This window comes from Desulfosporosinus acididurans (assembly GCF_001029285.1).
In the GTDB taxonomy this organism is placed as follows: Bacteria; Bacillota; Desulfitobacteriia; order Desulfitobacteriales; family Desulfitobacteriaceae; genus Desulfosporosinus; species Desulfosporosinus acididurans.
In genome coordinates, this window is record NZ_LDZY01000019.1 from 43,053 (window position 1) to 58,632 (window position 15,580).

Below are 15,580 nucleotides of genomic sequence, written 5' to 3' on the forward strand. Positions count from 1 at the left end.
GCTACCACCTCCAAAAAGGAATTGTCGGGGAAGAGGTGCCATTCAGTTCAAGTTCCCTCAGCAACAATTCACGTAACATTTTATCGTCCATAAAACGAGTCAAAGCACCGTCAATTCCCACAGAAATCGCACCGGTTTCCTCTGAAACGACAAGAGCCAGGGCATCCGTAATTTCTGTCAAACCCAAAGCAGCCCGGTGTCGGGTACCTAAATCTTTCTGAATATTGGGGTTTTCCGAAAGAGGAAGGAAACACCCCGCAGCGGCCACACGATCTGAACGAATAATAACTGCCCCATCATGAAGCGGCGTATTAGGAATGAAAACATTGACTAAAAACTCGGAGGAGACTACCCCGTCAATTTTGATACCAGTCTCTACAAAATCCTGGACTCCGGTTTTTCGTTCAATGACGATCAAAGCTCCAATACGATTCTTCGAGAGCACTTGAGTACAGCGCACCAATTCCTCAACGACCTGTTCTAAAGAATTAATGCCGGGAGTTAAAGGATGGCGTGTTAAAAATCGTCCTCGGCCAAGCTGCTCCAAAAACTTTCTAAGCTCAGGCTGGAATACCACCGGAATAGCAATGACAAACATCTGGAACAATTTGTCAAGAATCCAGCTTAATGTACGCAGTTGAAAATATTTCGCCAAAAGGTAGGCAACAAGAAGCACCAAAACACCTTTGACCAACTGAACTGCCCGAGTTCGTTTAATGAGCATATAGAATTGGTAGAAGACCACTGTCACCACAAGAACATCAATAGCATCCAACCAGCCAAAATTACGAAATTGAGATAAAACCCCCGTCATGGTCTTCCCCCCTTCTTATATACTCTAAAAAGTCATTTCTTATTGATTCTCCACACATCGAAAAATACCTTGCCATTTAAAAATATTTTTATAGAGTTTAAATAATTTTTTGCCCTGCAAGAAGACCGAAACACCCTGTTAACATCATATCCCCATAGGGGGCCGCTTCATACCAATTTAAAGATTTTGCCATACTTCTTTTAGGACCAGTAACAGCCACAAATTCCCAGCCGGCTTTCATATCCGGATGTCCTGCTGCGCCATGACCTCCATGACGGAAAACTTCTTCATTGGTCAATTCCCCTGCCTGAAAACGTTTGATAAAGGCGGCCAATGTTTCAAGAGTCAACATACTCGTATGATGTTCAAAAATCCCATAAACACGTTCTCCCCGTATGGCAGCAGCAAGCGTATGGGAATTCCCGATATTAACCGCTAAAATACCCCGCTCCAGGTAAGGCTTCACCAAAGGATCGGCCATAATTCCCAAAAGCGCAGCAGTCCCGGTATCCGTAATTGCAGCACCCGGCAGGATCTCCCGCACAGCCCTCATCCGGGTATAGACTTCGGGGATTTCTTCTTTGAAAACCAGCGTTCTCAAATCTCCTCCCTGGAGTACAAAATCTTTCCATAACTGAAAGCGCAGCGTTCGATTGCTTTCTGTTCGGCTAAAGCCGTGATCCTGAACAGCTACGGCCCAATTCTGAGGGTAGTCTAAACCAAAAGCTCCCATCGCCTGCTTCAAGGCTAAGATATCAATATCTCCCATCCAGATAGAAGCTGCAGCATTGGGAGCCTCCGGACAGAGTTCAACTCCCATAGACTTAACTTTTTCCAAGTTATCATTAAATGTTAGGGCAGCTTGAGGGGCAGCATAGGCCTTGAGACCTAAGGCTAGGTGTTCTTTTAAAGCTTGGGTGCAGGCTCCGCCGCCCATCATATAGCCATGCAGAAAAATCTCCCTACCGTTTAAGCTGGCTTTTCGTATCTGAGCTGCCACGAACTGCGTACGACTGGGAACAATAAACTTAGGACAATTTTCTAACGCGACCCCAGATTGATAAAGAAGGATATCTTGTGTACCGGAACCAACATCAACAGCAATTAAATTATTACTCATTTCCAACACCTTCTCCAGCCATATCCGTAACCATCCTTTGGCTGCGGCATACAATCATCTTCGGACATACTACTAAACTTTAGTAGGGATTGCAATTATTTTAGTAATTTTCTTCCCATCAAGGGCTTAAAGATTTTCACAGCTTGCTGCGGGCAAAGCTCCTGACAGCAAAAACAGCGAATACACGCTTCTAAATCTACAACGGGGCGTTGATGCTCATTCATGCTCAGAGCTTTTGGCGGACAGTTATTGACACAGTCTTTGCACCCCACACAACTAGTATGGTCAAAAACAGGGCGCGGGCGAACACGATTAAGCACAAACTTCTTGGCTCTTTGGGGCATAGGCACCATATCCAAGAAGTTGGTCGAAACAGCTTTGGGTATTATAAAATCCTGAATGCGCCAAAGAGAACGAGCATCTCCTTTTATCCTAATTTCTTCCAAGCTGCTGATTAATCCCCGATTGCGGGCCGCCATCACTGTAGGTACCTTTTCTGGCTTTAAACCGATTAAATCAGCCGCGACAACATCTAGAGCGAAAGGGTCCCTACTTAAGATCAAAGCTCCAACATTACGTGGCCTGCCTGCTGATGGGCCGTCTCCTTCCATTGCTGTTATTCCATCCATAATACTAAAGGCTGGTTTGGCCCAAGCAGCAATATCCACTAAAAGATCGGCAAAATCAGCGATCTTAAACATTTTTAAATGATATTCTGCCTTAAGCAGACCGGGAATAACACCAAAAAGAATTTTCACAGCCCCTGTAAAGGTCATCATCCCGTGAGTTTTGAGCTTTGAAAGAGGGATAATCACATCTGCATTGAGAGCGCAATTTGTTACGGTCAGACTTTTAACTAATTTCCCTTCAGGATAGGGAATAGTTGTTTGGCCAATATCTTCATTAAGAAGTGCTCCCGTCCTTTCGGCGACGTCACGCAGGCCAGATCGGGCATAGACCGCTTGCAGAGCACTCAGAGTGTAAGGCCCCCCGGGACTGTCTCCAATGATCGGAATCCCGCCCGCTTCCTGAACCAGATGAACAACTGCCTCGACAACGCTGGGATGAGTCGTAACAGCTTCCTCCGGCCGCTTCTTCATCAGAAGATTAACTTTCAGCAATACCTTTTGACCGGGCTTCACAAACTCGGACATACCGCCCCATTCTGCCAAACCATCTCTCAAGCTCAGTTCAACATCGGCAGTATAATCCGGGCAATATTTTAAAACTACTTTTTCCTGTTCCTGCACTTAACTTTTCACCCTCTCCAGATCGTTAAAGAGATTCTCTCCTCCTCCTGGGAAAGCACTGAATTTAACGTCATGATTAACCTTTGCTTACTTATATATCCATTTGTAGAGTTTTTCCCTGCCGAAAACAGAGAATAGATGCCTTCATTATACAATGTTTTATATAGAGAAGGAAATTACCAGTAAACGGGAATTTGTCTTTTCATCCCCAAAATGTACCATTTGATGAAGCAACTTGTCATGTTATACTACTGTTGTCTTCAATTTTAATAGGAGGATACATACATGAATAAACGTTTTAAAGTGTTCGCAGGAATTCAAATGGCTTTACTCATGACCACGATTGCTATGCCGGCACAGGCCGCCCTGCTGATCGGCGGTTCACAATCCTTACCGGGGTCTGCTTCAGGTTCAGTGGTTACCCTCCGATCGACAGCACCTGCCGCGACGCAAGTATTTTCTGCTCCGACTACCACCACGACAGCTTCCGGAACTCAATCAACAACGTCTGTATCTACTACGCCCTCAACTCAGAATTCTGCTCCAACAGTCAACACCATGCCGACTACGACTAATTCCGGCAGTGTTGTTTCTTTAAAAAATATTTATCCGACCTCGATTCCTTCCACATCGGTGACTGTCCCTACTTCAACACAGGGAACGGGAACGTCAACAAACTACTCCTCAACGCCTTCAACCGTTCAATACCAACCGGTGACAGTAACAATTGGACAACCAAGCCTCGGAGGAAGCGTTGTTTCCTTAAAAAATATTAACCAGTCATCATCCTCTGTTCCGGTGACCTCGACACCTCCAACCTCTAACACTTCCCCGACATCCTCCTCAAGCTCTCCAACAACTACACCTACGACTCCCGCCATTCCTGCGGTTACTTCTTTGACACCCGATGAACAGCAAATGGTGGATATGATTAATCAAGAACGCGCCGCCGCCGGTGTTGCCCCCCTCAAGGTAGATTTTCGTTTAGTTTCAGTTGGACAAGCCAAGGCCGACGATATGAAAGCGAATAATTATTTTGACCATACATCACCCACTTACGGCAGCCCTTGGGCCATGATGCAGGAGGTAGGATTAACTGTTGGCTGGGCTGGAGAAAACATTGCCGGGAATGACTCTGTTTCCGGAGCTATGGCGGCTTTTATGCAAAGTCCTGGCCACAAGGCCAATATCCTTGATCCCCGCTTTACCCATGTGGGCGTAGGAATCGCTTACGGAAGTGCTTATGGTAATCTTTATGTTCAAGAATTTTTACAAGAATAGAAATCTGCGTACAGTTTCTTCGACACCACTAAATATAAAATACTGAAATAACGCATTTTAAAAACAAACTCCGCATTACCAGCAAACGCTGTGCGGAGTTTGTTTTTTTTGCTATGCTTGGAACTCTAACGTGCCCTGCTATTATCCTATTCCGGCTTGTCAGCAGACGTGATTAAAGAGAATTTTTACAACTGTACGGCTGACGTTTTGGACCAAGTACTCAGGCGGAGGTTCCCAATCCCACCCTTGACTTAAAACCGTTTTTACAGCCCGCGAGATGGCTTCCGGTTCACATCCCGCAATGAGATTGCTTCCTGACTCTATAGTTTCTGGTCGTTCCGTCACATCACGCAATGTTACATTCGGTACCTTATAGAGACAACACTCCTCCTGAACAGTTCCGCTGTCACTTAAAACACAGAAAGCATTTTGCTCCAAATGCACAAAATCAAACAACCCTAAGGGTTCAACGACTTGAATGCCTGTTCCGGCTAAAGTCCTTTTTTGCCTCTCTAACTGAGAACGGGTTCGCGGATGAAGACTGCAAATAAGGGGCATTCCGTATTCAGCAGCTAACCCATGCAGTGCAGTGATAAATTTGGCCATGCGTTCCTCATCGTCGACATTTTCAGCACGGTGTAACGTCACAAGGAAATACCTCTTGCTGTCCACGCCCAAAGTCTGCAGCGCTTGGCTTTGTTCAATCCTGTCCGAGTAATGCCTAAGCACTTCCCCGATTGGATTGCCCGTTACATAGATACGTTTTCCGTCAATCCCTTCCCTAAGCAGATTGGCCCGGCTTCGCTCTGTATAAGGCAGCAAAATATCACTGCAATGATCAACCACTCGCCGGTTAATTTCCTCCGGTACCCGGTCGTCATAACAACGGTTGCCCGCCTCCATATGGTAAACCGGAATACGCAGCCGTTTCGCCGCCATCGCAGTCAAGGCACTGTTGGTATCCCCTAAAATTAGCAGGCGGTCCGGCTTCTCCTGAACCATCACCTGTTCACACCGGCTCAATATCTCGCCGATTTGTCCCATCAGCGTTGAAGCCCTGCATTCCAGCAAATAGTCCGGGGGCCTCAGCTTTAAGTCAGCAAAAAATATAGCGCTTAATGTTCGGTCAAAATTTTGACCGGTATGCACGAAAATATGCTCACAAAGGCTATCCAAAATAGGAATGATCCGGCTTAAACGAATGATCTCAGGGCGCGTACCCAATATAGTCATTATCTTCATTGCTGGAGTTCCCTTCTAATTATTAACGGTCCTCTCCATAAATCTTCTTCATCCACTCCACGGTCATGGGTAAACCATCTTCCAGCACTACCTTGGGATCATGTCCCAGATCAGTCATCGCTTTGCGAATATCAGGCCGTTTACTAACCGTATTGTGCTTATCTTCCGGAAGATAACTAACTAATTTCGGATTGCCCTTCGTATATTTAAGCACTAAATCACTTAATTCTTTGACACTGCGGTATTCCTTTCCACCGATGTTATATACCTCTCCAGGCATAAAATTATTAGCAACGTTGGCCATTGTCGGGATTAAATCATCAACATACATAAAGACACGGTGATATCCTTCAAAAACATCGTAGGGTATACCCTTTAAGGCTCGATAAACAAAGAGGCAAACAACACTGCGGTAGGGGTGATAATATTCTCCAGGGCCATAAGCATTGAATAAACGCAATCTAACAATCGGGGACTGAAATTTTTTCTCAAAATTCAGAACCTGAACTTCATTGACCCATTTGGTTAAGGCATAATCATTATGCTGAATGATGGTCTTTTTCAAGGGTAAGTCTTCCGTCAACACAGGTTCTGCCGCTTCCCCATAGATTTCAGAGGAACTAGTAAATACCAGCCTGAAACCTTTTTTCAATTGCCACTCCAGAATGTTACGTGTCCCGATAACATTTGTTTTCCAAAGTGTGTCATAATAATGTTCTCCATTAATCCTGCCAAATTCAGCCGCTAATAGATAGACAAAATCATAATTTCGTTCAAAAACCCGTTCCAACTGACGATATTCTGCAATATCCGCCCTAAAATACTTATCTCCCTGATGGTGCTGTAAATCAACTTCCCAAACCTCATGCCCCCGGCTTTGCAGTACTCCTACTAAGGGTGAACCTAAAGTTCCCTTACTGCCGATTACCAATATTTTGGCCATCTTACTTACTCCTTTTCTCACTAATTAGACTTATTATATTTATAGAACCCGGCTATTCCCTGAAGGCTATAAGCCGTTATCTAATTCTAAAGGAAGCTCCATCTCTAAGGCCCTTTGCCGTTCCAATACTACCCCATCTGCAACGCTTCCTTCGTTTTCGTTCTCCTGATCATCCTTCACTCTAAAGCCGGCACTCCTAAGCTCAGCAGCGGTAAATAAAGGGTCCTCCACCCAAACAGTATTCCCGGCCGCTTCTAAAGCGCTGACCAAATCAACCCCTCTGCTATGCTTAAGATCCTTAACCCCAGTCTTATAGCTTACACCTCTGACTAAAACTTTCTTACCGCTCCCCACCTGACGCACTATCCTGCTTCTGTATTGCCGATCAGCCTGTTCCGCCCCTTCCAGCAAAGTTGAGTGACAAACAGATCGCAAGAAACGCATATCCTTGGGCAGGCACTCTCCGCCAATGCCCCAGTCGGTTTCAAGAAGTTCAACGTTATTTTTACTGTTTACAGCGCGTCTTAGCTCGTTATAATCCACTCCCTGGTCTGCACAATAACCGTAAATTTCTTCAGCAAATACCACATCTATATAACGTTTAACATTCTCGACGACCTTAGACAGCTCCGCCACCCTGATATCAGATACTTCCACCAGCCCAGGAACCAAGGGAGCATAGAACTGGCGTCCTTTTTCCAAACAGGCCTCCGTAAAGGCTCCTATTACCCGAGGGGTATCACAAACGGTTTTGTCAACGCCAAACATGACTCGATGGGGCACATGGATTAAATAAATATCAGTTCCCACGGTTAACCCTTTTTCCGCCAAGAATTCACGCACTCGCCGCATTGTTCCAGGAGGCAATGTCGATTCTACAGAAATTAAAGAGCCCGGACAGAGTACCATCTGGCCTAAAGCCGCAAATAGATTTTCCCCTTGATTACCCGTGGAGGGAGCCATTAACCAAACATCGATCTCAGTTAAATCCCGATAATCCCCAGTTACCCTATAACCTTGGCGCCTTAATTCATCAACTCTGCGCTCATTCACATCCACTCCGATTACATCTCCGGCAAATCTCTGACAAAGGAAGGCGAAAAGATTAAAACCGATATTCCCCAAACCCACGACACAAATTTTCATTTTTGGATCCATCCTCCTCTAGCTCATCACTATAAGGTATGGCAGTCCCCTTAATGTTGACACAACTCTGAATAAGCATTTAGCTGGAGGACTATGTCTAAGGGGCCAGCACACTTTTTGTTGAAATGTTGCTTCCTGTGCCGGGCTTACTGGCATAGGCTATACTATCCATCTTTAAAACCAAAAGCATTTACCTCAAAGTGAGTTATAAAAGGGGGGATGTCACCATGAAAATTGTGTTTCCGAATCATAGTCTGGGGACCGGCGGCGGAGCACGCTTTGTTTGTCAATTGGCCAATGCCCTGGCAGACAAAGGACACGACATTGAAATTGTTATACCCGAAGAAGGCTTAATTGTCTGGCCCTTACACGTGAAAATCACACGTGTTAAAGCGCTTATTCCGGAAGCTATACCTTCAGCAGATTTTATTATTCCGAACTTTTATACGACGGTTATGCCGGCTTGGGAATCGAAAAAGGGCCGGGTCGTCCGTTTAAGCCTTGGCTACGAGCCCCTGTGGGTTAAAGATGAGCTGGCTCTGCAAACCTATCAGATTGATGCCCCCATTCTCTCCATATCCCAGTGGCACCGCCAAATGATTTTAAATGGTACCGGACGAGACAGCACCGTGATCCACGGCGGAGTTGATCAGTCAATCTTTCATCCCTTGCCCAAACACTCGTCACTAACCGGCCGCAAGACTATCTTCTATATATCACGCTCTGAAAAATATGGTTATTTTTGGAAAGGTGGCAACGATTTTTGGGAAGCCTGTTCCCGTTTAAAAGACGAGCATCTTGAATTTGATGTTTATGTTGTTCACCCTGAACCGGATCAACTTGTTCCTCCTTTTCCTTGTGAACAGCGAACTCCGCAAAACGACCATGAGATGGCCAGACTCTATGCCCAAGCTGATCTTTATGTCTATACCTCGTATTTTGAGGCCTTTGGGCTGCCTCCATTAGAAGCTATGGCTTGCCAAACAGCCGTTGTAACTACCGATTGCGGCGGGAACCGTGATTATGCTAAGCATAATGAAAACTGTCTCGTTATTTCGCCGAGCCATGTAGCTCAACTAACCGAGGGCATAAAACAGTTACTGTTAAATGATGACCAACGGCAGGTCCTTGCCCGCAATGGATTTAAAGATGTCCGGCCATGGACTTGGCAGCGTACTGCCAATCAGGTAGAATCCTTCTTATTAGACCGGCTTTAACCCCTTTCTTTATATTTCAGATAACCTTCGTGAAGCGATATCCAATACTACTGAAAAAGGGCAGCAACCGCTTGAAAATGATTACGGTTACTGTCCTTGATAATAATGAACGCTAAACTCTCTGAGACACCTTGTATACTATAGTCTGTCCTCCCCCAGCCATTCCGGAAAAAGCTCCTTGGCCTTGGCTTTTACTCTGGCATCACAATTAACTCCATACAAGCTCATATTTTCGCCATGCCAGCGATACTTAAGGAGTTGTTCATCTATAAATCCACAAGGGCCATTTCGTAACAAGCGAAACCACATATCATAGTCATGAGCCGTCGGTAAAGTTTCGTCAAATCCTCCCGTCTTCTCTAAAGCAGACTTCCTCATCATGACGGTTGAACCGTTGATAAAACACGCATCCATAAGTCTTAAAACCATGTCATGAGTATTAGCCGTGTAAAACGAACGTATCAGATGGGTAATGTTTCCCAAAGCATCTATAATCATAAAGCTCGTATAACAAAAGCCAAGCGATGGATCACTCTCCAGCAAAAGAACCTGTTTAGCCGTCTTTTCAGGTTCAAACATATCATCGGCACTTAGCCAGCAAACGTATTTGCCAGCTGCTTGTTCTATTCCATAGTTCAAGGCGCTGGATGTTCCGCCGTTTTCCTTGTAGATATAGTGGACTTGCGTTAAATACGGCTTAATAACCTCTGCAGTGTTGTCTGTGGAACCATCATCGACAACTAGAATTTCAACGTTTTGGTAAGTCTGTTTCAGAGCGCTCTCAACAGCTTGGGTAATGTATCTGGCGTGATTGTACGTAGGAATAACCACGCTAACGAGCGGCATAATCATTTAATTTCCTCCAATTCGTAAAAGCACATTATTACAAAATTACAGAGCGACTTTCACCTAGGCGATGCATCCTTTTGAAACATGCAAAGCCTTGAACGGCTGACACCAAATCACAAATCTCTGATTGGAGAGCAATCCTTCCAAGCTAAAAGGGCATCTACAGGTTCAGCGTCTTTGCCGTAGATTTCCAAGAAAGCAAAATTTGATTGATCGTGAAACTTACTGAAAACAACAACGTGATACCCGAGCTTTTGGAAATCCTCAACCTCCCATCCCGATCGATGCCGCTGATAACTTTCTCCCCCTAATCCGTAATAATCAAATTCTTTTTGTTGGAAAAATCCTCTCGGAGTAAAGACGATAACTTTTTTGCAGGCAATCTCCTCAGATTGACGCAAAACATCAAGGGCAGCCTTTTTTTCAAAATGCTCAATGACATCAATTAAAGTTACGCTATCCAGGGTATTGGGCAAGAATAGTTCACTAAGCCGCTCAGCCGCAAAATTGAGTCTGATAATCTGCTCACCGAACTTAACTTTTTCTAAATATGGCCGATGAACATCAACACCTATTTTTATAGGGCAATGAAATTCTTTGAGAGTTACACACATACCGCAGCCCACATCCAAGAGCGAATGGGAATCCAACAGAAGTTCATTAATCGTAACAAGGAAATCTTTGTGGGTTACGGTTGAGATAGTTACTGTCATTGACCGAACACCCTTTCAAACGTTAATTCCTTTTATTTGGCCTCTTTATTCCTCCTGCCAGGATAATTGAACCTGCCGTTTCCGGCAAATCGTTAAACCGGGGCCAATCGGAATCGTCATTAATTCATAGTCCTTCGTATCTTGGGCCAATATCTCAACAGCTTGACAGGCAGTACCACTCCAATTCGGCTGCATCATAGCCTCATCGCTCGGATGAGTATCATGAAGCAGAATGAGTCCGTGAGGTGCGACATAAGGGAAAAACGTCTTAAAATCTTTTAGTACCGCCTCTTTAGAATGGTCGGCATCGATGAATAACATATCAATCTTTAGTGGGTTCACCTCTAATTCGCTGACAAATTCTTGGGTCGAACAGTTAACAAACCGCGTCTTTGGGGAATGTTGCATATAGTTACCGGCCTCTGGGGTCATATCTACTCCAATTAATTGTTCAGCAAAGGGTATAACTCTGTTAAAAAGAGCGCATTGAAATAAGCCAAGTTCCACATAAACCTTCGGTCTGTAAAGGCTCGCCAGGTGAACGATAAAGTCCTCGTGCCAGTTTAAACCTGGCAATTGATCTTTTAAAGCAATCTGCAAGTGATTCATACTCCATCCCCTTTTACTTGACTCAAAAGCTGACTCATGATTACTGACTTTTCTTTCGGCAGACCCTAATCCATACGTTTGCTCCAGATAATTCTTGTTGTGCAGAATTTGAGAATCTTCCGGTCGAAACGTTCTGGCCATTTCATTATGCTCATAGGCTAACTCATACTTGCCTAAGCGATCGTAGCAAACACACAACTGTAAATGAGGCAGCCATGTCCAGCAGGATTGAATCACGGGCCCCCATATGTCGCTTTTTTCTAGTTTCGTAGCTAGGCTATACCAAAAAGCGGCCTGTTCATATTTTTCAGCACTCAGGAAATAAAATCCTAAGCGACAACAAAACTCAGCTCTCGGAGCTGCAAATTCGAAGGATTTCAGATTATACTCCAGTTCTTTATCCCTGTCGCCCAACTGCTGAAAGCAATCAGTTAACCTCGCACAAGCTGAAAGTCTATCCTCCACCCATCCTTGTCCGGTGTTTAAAAATTTTTGATAGACTTCAACAGCACGATTATAAAGCTGATGTTCAAATAATTCATTGCCATAGTAATACAAATCCCGCGGAGTGAAGACCATGTCTTTTGCCTGACACTTTTCAAATATTCTCAAGTTGCGTTCGCTGATTTCAGCCGTACCCGTATGGGTCACACATATATCCGATTTAAGAATGTTTCCACTCACATCAATATATTCATGGACTGCTCCAACCCAACGAAAGTTACTGCTCCGCTTAACCAGGCGATTCCTCCTAAAACTATACGTTACGACTCCGAACTCATCGAACGATAAATTATAAGGCATATTGACAGCGTCAATGAACGGAGTCAAATTACTTTTTAAATTCAGGAATTTCTGACAATCTACCTCTGATAAAATATCATCGGCATCCAGCCATAGAATATAATCCATCCTTGCTTGAGCGAAAGCAAAATTACGGGCAGCAGAAAAATCATCAATCCACTCAAAATCATAGATTTGATCAGTGTATTGACGTACAATTTCCTTCGTGTTATCCGTCGACCCGGTATCAACGATAACAATTTCGTCTGGGATTCCCTTCACAGATTCTAAACAATTGGCAATGTTGCTTTCTTCATTGCGAACAATCATACAAAGACTGATGGTTATCGGACGCTTTTCCATCGTTTATATCACCTCAAAGTTTGGGTTTCGGCCATACTTTATCGTATTCATGAAACTAGAATATGGACACACTCGTTCAAAATAAAGAAGCCCTCTGGCATTTGGCTATTGCCTGAGGACTTTTAAAACTAGGTCTTATTTATCCTTCGGATTCCAATCCCAACACACCCTCTAAATATCTCTTATTATGAAGAATATGGGAGTCCTCCGGACGATACTTTAAGGCTAACTCATTATGCTTGTAGGCAAGCTCATGTTTTCCTAATTTGTCGTAACAGACACATAACTGCAGATGAGGAAGCCAGGTCCAACAGTCGTAGTTAACCTGACCCCATGAATCTATAGGCAACTCTACTTCTGTGGCAAGTTTATACCAAAAAACGGCCTGATCAAGCGCCTCTAATTGAAGAAAATAAAAACCAAGACGACAGCAAAATTCAGCCCGTGGAGTATCATACTCAAAGGATTTAAAACAATATTTGAACATATTTCCCTGCTCATGAAGAATCTCAAAACAATCCGCGAGCCTCCCGCAAGCAGAAATGTTATCCTCCACCCATCCTTTTCCGGTGGCCAAAAACTTAAGGTAATATTCGATCGCTCGATTATACATCTTGTGGTCTATTAGTTCATTGGCGTAATAATATAGATCCCGAGGAGAAAGAACTTCTCCCCTTGCTAAACGACTTTCATAAATCTTTAAATTTCGGTCAAGTTCACCCGGGCCTCCTCTGTGAGTAACTGCACAATCTGAGATTAAAACTTTCCCGTTAACCTCCAAATACTCATGTACCAACCCTATCCACTGAAAATTCATACTGCGCCTGACCAACCTGTTTCTGCGCAGGCTGCAAATAGGTTTTCCATGTTTGTCCAGAATCAAATGATAGGGCATGTTTACAGCATCTACCACAGGATCCAACGTTTTCTTAAGGGTTAAAAACTCCTTCTGATCCTGTTCAAGAAGCTCGTCATCTGCATCCAGCCAGAGAATGTAGTCCTTAGTTGCCTGACTGAAAGCGTAGTTCCTGGCGGAAGCAAAATCATCATTCCAGGCATAGTCAAAAATTCGGTCAGTATATTTTTTTACAATTTCTTTCGTGCGGTCCGTCGAACCGGTATCTACTATATTAATTTCATCCACAAGGTTATGCGCCGAATCTAGGCAGCGCTCGATATTGCTCTCTTCGTTTTTTACAATCATGCACAGACTGATGGTTATTTCTGTTTGTGGCATTGGATTATTTAGCCTCCCCAAAAATAAAGTCAATATATCGTATTCATAACAGGGGACAGCGGTGCATTTTCTTCGCGAAATATCGAGCTAAATAATTCAGTTAGGGGAATCGATTTTTAAGAAACATCCATGCTTTATCTAAGGGCTTAAAATATCTTCAAAATATTTTTTGTTGTAAAGAATCCGGGGATCTTGGGGACGGTAACCCCGGGCGATTTCATTATGTTTGTAAGCAAGGCTGTAGTTACCCAAACGATCATAGCAAAGGCATAACTGGATATGGGGAAGCCAAGTCCAACAGGCATGCTCCGCCGGACCCCAGTTCTCTCCAGGCCTTTCCAGCTTAGTAGCAAGGTTATACCAAAAAATACTCTTTTCGTACTGGCCATTTTCCAAGAAATAATTGCCCAGATGACAGCAGAACTCCGCCCTAGGAACATCATATTCGAAGGATTTAAAGAGAAATTGTAATTCATTGTCCTTCTCTTCAAGATGATGATAAATTCCGGCAAGACGTTGGCAGGCAGACAGTTTATTTTCAACCCATAAGTCCTCTTGCTGAAGAGCCTTTTGGTAGATCTCAACGGCACGATGGTATAAGCGGTGACTAAGCAGCTCATTGCCTATATAAAAGAGATCTCTTCCTGACAAGGGGTTCCCTTTAATCATCTGTTTTTCAAATATCCTGAGATTGCGATTCGGATCATCCCGGATTCCTAGATGAGTCACACAGACATCACTGTTCATAACATAACCGTCAATTTTCAAAAATTCATGGACGGCCCCAAACCATTGAAAGTTTTTACTGCGCTTTACCAATCTGTTGCGGCGAAGACTCATAGCAACCGTTTCATATTCATCGAGGTCCAATATATAAGGCATATTAACCACATCGATCAAAGGATCAAGGCTTTTTTTCAATATCAAAAATTTGTCACGATCGGACCCTGAGATAATGTCGTCTGCATCCAGCCAAAGGATATAGTCCATATTAGCTTTAGAAAAAGCAAAATTCCGTGCTTCAGCGAAATCATCTATCCACTCAAAATCAAAAACAAAGTTAGTATACTTTTGGGCGATTTCTTTAGTTTGATCTATTGACCCCGTATCAACAATGATTATTTCATCAGGAATACCTGTCACAGAATCCAGGCATCTGGAGATTGTTTGTTCTTCATCTCTTACTATCATACATAAACTTATTGTAATATTTGAATTATTCACAATTTATTCACCTCGTATACAACCGTAAAATATCTATCTATAAGTATAGGCCAATAGTTTGAGGAGAGGGCTCCGTGGAGCCCTCGTTTAAGCAGTTAATTTAATTTCATAAATCTTAAACTTGCTGCCACGTTTGTGAGCTGTCCAAAAGCGTTGTTTACCAAAGTAACCGTTGCGCCGCTTGTATTTCTCAATGTTATAATATCGCCGGCTGAAGCGGTAATAATTGAAGGCCCTTCATTCCTTCGAACTGTAGGCGTTCCGGAAACGCTCGACGCATACACCGTACGGATGCGTATTGCCCCATTTTGAGTTAAAGCAAACTCATTATTGGTAGAAACTGTAGTCGAGAAATCGACTGAATAGTTTCCGGCAGGCAAAGTTATTTGTGTTGAACCAGTAGCGTAAGTTATACCTCCGATTAATATGCCAACTGAGTTAAACGTCACATCACCGCCGCTGGCAATTGATTGCGTTGTCGTATCATAGAGGTACGCATAGGCTGCTAATCCAGACCCGGTAGCTCCAGTTGCTCCTTGTGTTCCTTGGATACCTTGCGTTCCCTGGATGCCTTGGGTTCCTTGGATACCCTGCGTTCCTTGGATACCCTGCGTTCCTTGGATACCTTGCGTTCCCTGGATGCCTTGCGTTCCTTGGATGCCTTGCGTTCCTTGGATGCCTTGCGTTCCTTGGATACCCTGCGTTCCTTGGATACCCTGCGTTCCTTGGATACCTTGCGTTCCCTGGATACCCTGCGTTCCTTGGATACCCTGCGTTCCTTGGATACCT

At 43.9% G+C, this 15,580-nt stretch carries 13 protein-coding genes and 2 pseudogenes; 2 read left to right on the forward strand and 13 right to left on the reverse strand.

Going from position 1 to position 15,580, the window contains the following annotated elements; translation table 11 throughout:
- Position 1: 1 nt before the first annotated feature.
- The 3 genes from cdaA to DEAC_RS20110 all read right to left on the reverse strand — a co-directional run bounded on the left by cdaA (position 2) and on the right by DEAC_RS20110 (position 3,184).
- A complete protein-coding gene (cdaA, locus tag DEAC_RS20100) occupies positions 2–814 on the reverse strand; it encodes a diadenylate cyclase CdaA (RefSeq protein ID WP_047811880.1) in 813 nt (270 codons plus the stop codon).
- 97 nt (positions 815–911) lie between these two features.
- Positions 912–1,934 (reverse strand): DUF1786 domain-containing protein, encoded by a 1,023-nt coding sequence (locus DEAC_RS20105; protein WP_047811881.1) that lies wholly within the window; start codon positions 1,932–1,934, stop codon positions 912–914.
- Between the two features lie 95 nt (positions 1,935–2,029).
- On the reverse strand, positions 2,030–3,184 hold the full coding sequence (locus DEAC_RS20110; RefSeq protein ID WP_047811882.1) for a DUF362 domain-containing protein: 1,155 nt from the start codon (positions 3,182–3,184) through the stop codon (positions 2,030–2,032).
- A 285-nt stretch (positions 3,185–3,469) separates the two neighbouring features.
- On the opposite strand from DEAC_RS20110, the gene DEAC_RS20115 reads away from it, so the two are divergent.
- Entirely contained in the window at positions 3,470–4,465 is a 996-nt protein-coding gene (locus tag DEAC_RS20115) for a CAP domain-containing protein (protein ID WP_047811883.1), read from the forward strand.
- Between the two features lie 159 nt (positions 4,466–4,624).
- Here the strand turns inward: DEAC_RS20115 and wecB are convergent, their stop codons facing one another.
- From wecB to DEAC_RS20130, 3 genes are all read right to left on the reverse strand, one after another.
- A complete protein-coding gene (gene wecB / locus DEAC_RS20120; RefSeq protein WP_047811884.1) occupies positions 4,625–5,707 on the reverse strand; it encodes a non-hydrolyzing UDP-N-acetylglucosamine 2-epimerase in 1,083 nt (360 codons plus the stop codon).
- Positions 5,708–5,729: 22 nt separating this feature from the next.
- Entirely contained in the window at positions 5,730–6,650 is a 921-nt protein-coding gene (locus tag DEAC_RS20125) for an NAD-dependent epimerase/dehydratase family protein (RefSeq protein WP_047811885.1), read from the reverse strand.
- Between the two features lie 66 nt (positions 6,651–6,716).
- Complete coding sequence (locus DEAC_RS20130) at positions 6,717–7,796, reverse strand: NAD-binding protein (protein WP_047811886.1); 1,080 nt, start codon at positions 7,794–7,796, stop codon at positions 6,717–6,719.
- Positions 7,797–8,023: 227 nt separating this feature from the next.
- Between DEAC_RS20130 and DEAC_RS20135 the strand changes: the two genes are divergently transcribed.
- On the forward strand, positions 8,024–9,013 hold the full coding sequence (locus DEAC_RS20135; protein WP_047811887.1) for a glycosyltransferase family 4 protein: 990 nt from the start codon (positions 8,024–8,026) through the stop codon (positions 9,011–9,013).
- A gap of 138 nt (positions 9,014–9,151) precedes the next feature.
- Here DEAC_RS20135 and DEAC_RS20140 read toward each other — a convergent pair whose 3' ends face one another.
- The 7 genes and pseudogenes from DEAC_RS20140 to DEAC_RS24645 form a co-directional block, all read right to left on the reverse strand.
- On the reverse strand, positions 9,152–9,865 hold the full coding sequence (locus DEAC_RS20140) for a glycosyltransferase family 2 protein (RefSeq protein ID WP_047811888.1): 714 nt from the start codon (positions 9,863–9,865) through the stop codon (positions 9,152–9,154).
- A 110-nt stretch (positions 9,866–9,975) separates the two neighbouring features.
- Positions 9,976–10,575 (reverse strand): class I SAM-dependent methyltransferase, encoded by a 600-nt coding sequence (locus DEAC_RS20145; protein ID WP_047811889.1) that lies wholly within the window; start codon positions 10,573–10,575, stop codon positions 9,976–9,978.
- Positions 10,576–10,620: 45 nt separating this feature from the next.
- Entirely contained in the window at positions 10,621–11,184 is a 564-nt protein-coding gene (locus DEAC_RS24640; protein WP_282434469.1) for a class I SAM-dependent methyltransferase, read from the reverse strand.
- A 66-nt stretch (positions 11,185–11,250) separates the two neighbouring features.
- Positions 11,251–12,330, reverse strand: a pseudogene (locus DEAC_RS24345) (tetratricopeptide repeat-containing glycosyltransferase family 2 protein); the annotation flags it as partial.
- Positions 12,331–12,469: 139 nt separating this feature from the next.
- Entirely contained in the window at positions 12,470–13,567 is a 1,098-nt protein-coding gene (locus DEAC_RS20155; RefSeq protein ID WP_047811890.1) for a tetratricopeptide repeat-containing glycosyltransferase family 2 protein, read from the reverse strand.
- A gap of 138 nt (positions 13,568–13,705) precedes the next feature.
- Positions 13,706–14,791, reverse strand: coding sequence for a tetratricopeptide repeat-containing glycosyltransferase family 2 protein (locus tag DEAC_RS20160; protein WP_152671454.1), 1,086 nt, complete (start codon positions 14,789–14,791; stop codon positions 13,706–13,708).
- Between the two features lie 95 nt (positions 14,792–14,886).
- Positions 14,887–15,580, reverse strand: a pseudogene (locus tag DEAC_RS24645) (collagen-like protein); the annotation flags it as partial.

What these genes read in the sequence shown, in the direction of transcription:
- DEAC_RS24640 (WP_282434469.1), bottom strand. Translation starts at nt 11,184, where the DNA reads ATGAATCACTTGCAGATTGCTTTAAAAGATCAATTGCCAGGTTTAAAC.
- DEAC_RS20140 (WP_047811888.1), bottom strand. Translation starts at nt 9,865, where the DNA reads ATGATTATGCCGCTCGTTAGCGTGGTTATTCCTACGTACAATCACGCC.
- DEAC_RS20115 (WP_047811883.1), top strand. Translation starts at nt 3,470, where the DNA reads ATGAATAAACGTTTTAAAGTGTTCGCAGGAATTCAAATGGCTTTACTC.
- wecB (WP_047811884.1), bottom strand. Translation starts at nt 5,707, where the DNA reads ATGAAGATAATGACTATATTGGGTACGCGCCCTGAGATCATTCGTTTA.
- DEAC_RS20155 (WP_047811890.1), bottom strand. Translation starts at nt 13,567, where the DNA reads ATGCCACAAACAGAAATAACCATCAGTCTGTGCATGATTGTAAAAAAC.
- cdaA (WP_047811880.1), bottom strand. Translation starts at nt 814, where the DNA reads ATGACGGGGGTTTTATCTCAATTTCGTAATTTTGGCTGGTTGGATGCT.
- DEAC_RS20125 (WP_047811885.1), bottom strand. Translation starts at nt 6,650, where the DNA reads ATGGCCAAAATATTGGTAATCGGCAGTAAGGGAACTTTAGGTTCACCC.
- DEAC_RS20145 (WP_047811889.1), bottom strand. Translation starts at nt 10,575, where the DNA reads ATGACAGTAACTATCTCAACCGTAACCCACAAAGATTTCCTTGTTACG.
- DEAC_RS20130 (WP_047811886.1), bottom strand. Translation starts at nt 7,796, where the DNA reads ATGAAAATTTGTGTCGTGGGTTTGGGGAATATCGGTTTTAATCTTTTC.
- DEAC_RS20105 (WP_047811881.1), bottom strand. Translation starts at nt 1,934, where the DNA reads ATGAGTAATAATTTAATTGCTGTTGATGTTGGTTCCGGTACACAAGAT.
- DEAC_RS20135 (WP_047811887.1), top strand. Translation starts at nt 8,024, where the DNA reads ATGAAAATTGTGTTTCCGAATCATAGTCTGGGGACCGGCGGCGGAGCA.